The sequence below is a fragment of the Paracoccus sp. KR1-242 genome, from assembly GCF_049446195.1.
GTDB classification, from domain to species: Bacteria; Pseudomonadota; Alphaproteobacteria; order Rhodobacterales; family Rhodobacteraceae; genus Paracoccus; species Paracoccus broussonetiae.
In genome coordinates, this window is record NZ_JBMSED010000031.1 from 1 (window position 1) to 1,498 (window position 1,498).

The following is a 1,498-nucleotide window of genomic DNA, read 5'->3' on the forward strand; positions in this document are numbered from 1 at the left end:
TAATCGGCCCGGCCGGTCACGTGCTTCACGGCCGAGTCGTGGATGATCGAGCTGTGGGCGGCGCCCTTGACGATGACGTCCTGTTTCATTCCACCCTCCTCAGGCGGTGTTCCGCGCCCGACTGTTCCAGCCAGAAGCGGCGGAAGAAATTGGCGGCGAGTTGCTGGCGGTATTCGGCGCTGGCGCGCCAGTCGCTGAGCGGCTGGAAATCGTCCGCGACGGCAAGGGCAGCGGCCTCGAAGGTCTCGGCGGCAAAGGGCTGGCCCTTCAGCGCGGCCTCGGCGCGGGTGGCGCGTTTCGGGGTCGCGGCCATGCCGCCAAAGGCCACGCGGGCGTCGATGATCGTCGCGCCCTCGGTCACCACCCGGAAGGCCGCGGCCGAGGCGGTGATGTCGGCATGGTGGCGTTTCGAGACCTTGTAGGCGGCGATGCGGGCCTCGCCCTTCAGCGGCACATGGATGGTCTCGACGAATTCGCCGGGGCGGCGGTCCTGCTTGCCATAGGCGATGAAGTAATCCTCGACCGGGATCTCGCGCGTGCCCTCGGCGCTGCGCAGCGTCATCGTGGCGCCAAGCGCGATCAGCAAGGGCGGGGTCTCGCCGATGGGCGAGCCGTTGGCGACATTGCCGCCGATGGTGCCGGCGTTCCGGACCTGCCAGCCGCCGATGCGCCGCCAGTAATCCAGCGCCTCGGGGAAATGGGCCAGCACGAAGGGCTCGAACTCGGTATAGGTCACGCCCGCGCCGATGCTGATGCGGCCCGGCGTGATCTCGATCCGCTTCAGGTCGGCCAGGTGGCCGATGAACACCGCGGGCGAGATGTTCTTCAGGAATTTCGTGACCCACAGGCCCACATCGGTGGCCCCGGCGACGATGGTGGCATTGGGGTTCTCGGCCAGGACCTGCGCCAGATCGGCCGCATCCGCCGGCAGGATGGCGCGGTCGCCGCCCTGCGAGACCTCGACCCGTTCGCGCGGGAGGGCGGCCAGCCAGGCGGTGACCCGGTCGCGTTCCAGCGCCAGCGCGTCCATGTTCTGCCCGCCCGCCTCGCTGGCGGCAAAGGCCGCCTTCACGATCGGCTCATAGCCGGTGCAGCGGCACAGGTTGCCCTGCAGCGCGGTCTCGATCGCCAGCATGTCCGGGCGCGGGTTCTGCATCCACAGCCCGTAAAGCGCCATGACGAAGCCCGGCGTGCAGAAGCCGCACTGGCTGCCGTGATGTTCGACCATCGCCGCCTGAACCGGGTGCAGCCCGCCATCCGGACCGCGCAGATGCTCGACCGTGACGATGTGGCAGCCGTGGCACGAGGCCAGGAACCGGATGCAGGCATTCACCGGCTCGTAATGCAGATGCCCGTGATGCAGACGACCCACCAGAACCGTGCAGGCGCCGCAATCACCCTCGGCACAACCCTCCTTCGTCCCCGTCAGCCGGCGGCTCAGGCGAAGATAGTCAAGTAACGTATCCCGAGATCCCGCCGCGCTCAGGCTGATCTCGGT

1 protein-coding gene is annotated in these 1,498 nt (G+C 68.5%); it reads right to left on the reverse strand.

What is annotated here, in order from left to right; genetic code table 11:
• Positions 1-85: 85 nt before the first annotated feature.
• Positions 86-1,498 (reverse strand): xanthine dehydrogenase small subunit (gene xdhA / locus ACO2Q4_RS23580; RefSeq protein ID WP_395135967.1); only part of this gene is annotated, 1,413 nt, incomplete at its 5' end.